Below are 2,920 nucleotides of genomic sequence, written 5' to 3'. Positions count from 1 at the left end.
CGTCGGTGGTTCGGCCGCCGGTCGGCTCCGGCGGCCGAGGGCCCGCGCGGCGTGTACCTGGACGGCGGCTACGGCGTCGGCAAGACCCACCTGCTGGCCTCGCTGTGGCACGCGGCGCCCGCCGCACCCGAGCGGAAGGCGTTCGGCACCTTCGTGGAGCTGACCAACCTGGTCGGCGCTCTCGGCTTCCAGCAGACGGTGCGCACTCTCGGGGAACACCGCCTGCTGTGCATCGACGAGTTCGAGCTCGACGACCCGGGCGACACGGTGCTCGTCTCCAGCCTGCTGGGCAAGCTCGTCGAGGCGGGCGTCGCACTGGCCGCGACGTCGAACACGCTGCCCGGCAAGCTCGGCGAGGGCCGGTTCGCGGCGGCCGACTTCCTGCGGGAGATCCAGGGCCTGTCCGCGCACTTCAGGCCGCTGCGCATCGACGGTGAGGACTACCGGCACCGCGGTCTGCCGCAGGCGCCGCCGCCGCTCGGTGGCGAGGAGGTCACCGAGACCGCGCACCGCACGCCGGACGCCACACTCGACGCGTTCCCCGCCCTGCTGGAGCACCTCTCGAACGTGCACCCCAGCCGGTACGGCGCGCTGTGCGACGGCGTGTCGGCGGTCTGCCTGACCGACGTGACGGCCGTGCCGGACCAGTCGACGGCCCTGCGCCTGGTGGTGCTCGCCGACCGGCTGTACGACCGCGAGGTGCCCGTGCTGGCCTCGGGCCGGCCCTTCGACGAACTGTTCAGCGACGAGATGCTGGCCGGCGGCTACCGCAAGAAGTACTACCGCGCTATCTCCCGGCTGACCGCCCTCGCCAGGGACGCCAAGCCCCTCACCCACCGGCAGTAGGCGCACCCAGGTCGCCCCGGCCGCACGTCGGGCACGGCGGAAGCGCACCGGCCGGCACGGGCCGCTTCAGGTGCCATGGCCGTCGGGCGCCTCGGTGGCCTGCTCGGCAGCGCGGCTCGTCTCCTCCCAGGCGGCCCAGGTGCGGGCGCGACTGCGCGCGATGTCGAAGGCCAGGTCGTAGGCCAGGCTGCCGAGCAGCAGGCGCAGCGGCGGGTCGTCGCTGTCCACGAGCTTCAGCACCGCCTCGGCGGCGAGCCGCGGCATACTGTCCACGGACCCGGCGGCGAACCGCTGCTCGATCTCGGCCCGCAGCGGGGCGTAGGCGTGCATCGGCTCGGTGGCGGCGAGGCCGGTGGTGTAGAGATCGGTCCAGTAGCCGCCAGGCTCCACCAGGGTGACCTTCACGCCGAACGGCGCCACCTCCGCGGCCAGGGCCTCGCCCATGCCTTCCAGCGCGGCCTTGCTGGCGCTGTACAGGCCGGTGAGCGGGTGTCCGGCGAGCGCGCCGATGCTGGAGACCTGTACGAGGTGCCCGCTGCCTCGTGACCGCAGGGCGGGCAGTACGGCCTGGCTGACCCACAGCGCGCCGAAGAAATTGGTCTCCAGTTGGGCCCTGGCCTGCTCCTCGGTGAACTCCTCGACCATGCCCATGGCCAGGAACCCGGCGTTGTTGACCACCACGTCGAGGTGGCCGAAGTGGCGCACGGCGACTTCGACCGTGCGGTGCACGGCCGCCCGGTCGGTGACGTCCAGGGGCAGCCTCAGCAGCCGGTCGCCGTGTGCGGCGGCGAGCCGGTCGAGGCCGTCGAGGGTGCGGGCGACCGCGACGACCCGGTCCCCCGCATCGAGCGCGGCCTCGGTGAAGGCGAGGCCCAGACCTCGGCTGGCCCCGGTGACGAACCAGACCCGGTCGCGGGGCGAGGGCGCCGGGGCGACGGTGGCAGGGGTGGTCATGCGGCGACTCCTTCGGCGGTGGGGCAGCGGCCGTGGCCGCATTGCACGATACGATACGCATCGTCTCGTGCCAACGTCGGCCATGTGGCGGCACCCCTCACACCGCAGGACCTGCCGCCGGGCGCGGTCCCAACCACCGCATTAGCTTCGCAGTGTGATCATCACACTGCGAAGAGTCATCATCATGTTCAGCGCCCTCGCGCCGACCGCCGCCGCGGCCTGCGCGAGCACCGAGAGCACCGAGAGCACCGAGAGCAAGGCCGTCGAGGAGCGGGGCACCGTGCCCACCCGCCCGGCTGCCCCGCCCGCCGACGCGGCGCCCGCCGAAGCGGTCTCGCTGCCCGCGTCCGCGAGCGGCCGGGCCGCCGTCTTCTCACACGGGCCGCGCACGGACGCCGACAAGACCGTCGCCCTCACCTTCGACGCCGACATGACAGCCGACCAGGTGGACCGTGCGGCCGGCGGCGAGCGGTTCGACAACCCCGGGCTGATCGCCGCGCTGCGCCGGGAGAAAGTGCCGGCGACCGTCTTCATGACCGGGATGTGGGCGCGCACCTACCCTCACCAGGCGCGCTCGATCAGCCGCGACCCGCTGTTCGAGGTGGGCAACCACTCCTACTCGCACTACGCCTTCACCGGTTCCTGCTACGGCCTTCCGGTGGTCGGCGAAGGCCGGCAGCAGGAGGAGGTCAAGCGGGGGTTCGAGGCACTGCGGGCGGCGGGCGTGACCGAGCCGACGCCCTACTTCCGCTTTCCCGGCGGCTGTTACGACGACGACGCGCTGCGAGCCGTCGCGGCCGAGGGCGCCACCGCCGTGCAGTGGGACGTGGCGAGCGGCGACCCGTTCAACAGCGACGCGGACGACGTCGTGGCCGAGGTACTCGAGGGCGTGCGCCCCGGATCGGTCGTGGTCATGCACTGCACGCTGAGCGCCGCACCGGCCACCACCGAGGCGGTCCGCCGCATCGTTCCCGAGCTCCGCGAGCGCGGCTACCGCTTCGTCAAGGTGTCGGAGCTCGTCGCCGCTTCGGTCGGCTGAACCGGGAACCCCGCCGGCGGGGCGCCCGTTGACGAGGTGAGGCCCCGCGACGTCCCCCCGATCGCGGGGCCTCACCAATGC

3 protein-coding genes are annotated in these 2,920 nt (G+C 73.2%); 2 read left to right on the top strand and 1 reads right to left on the bottom strand.

Annotation, left to right across the window (positions count from 1 at the left end; translation table 11 throughout):
- Positions 1–846: cell division protein ZapE (gene zapE, locus ACYVE9_RS21295; RefSeq protein ID WP_461029493.1), on the top strand; the 846-nt coding region annotated here is incomplete at its 5' end.
- 66 nt (positions 847–912) lie between these two features.
- Here zapE and ACYVE9_RS21290 read toward each other — a convergent pair.
- Complete coding sequence (locus tag ACYVE9_RS21290) at positions 913–1,800, bottom strand: SDR family NAD(P)-dependent oxidoreductase (RefSeq protein ID WP_461029492.1); 888 nt, start codon at positions 1,798–1,800, stop codon at positions 913–915.
- 157 nt (positions 1,801–1,957) lie between these two features.
- On the opposite strand from ACYVE9_RS21290, the gene ACYVE9_RS21285 reads away from it, so the two are divergent.
- Entirely contained in the window at positions 1,958–2,839 is an 882-nt protein-coding gene (locus ACYVE9_RS21285) for a polysaccharide deacetylase family protein (protein ID WP_461029494.1), read from the top strand.
- Positions 2,840–2,920 lie beyond the last annotated feature (81 nt).

The sequence above is a fragment of the Streptomyces sparsus genome (genome assembly GCF_054776295.1).
This window is presented reverse-complemented; position numbering and strand designations above follow the sequence as displayed.

Coding starts and splice junctions, on each gene's coding strand:
- ACYVE9_RS21290 (WP_461029492.1), bottom strand. CDS start 1,800: ATGACCACCCCTGCCACCGTCGCCCCGGCGCCCTCGCCCCGCGACCGG.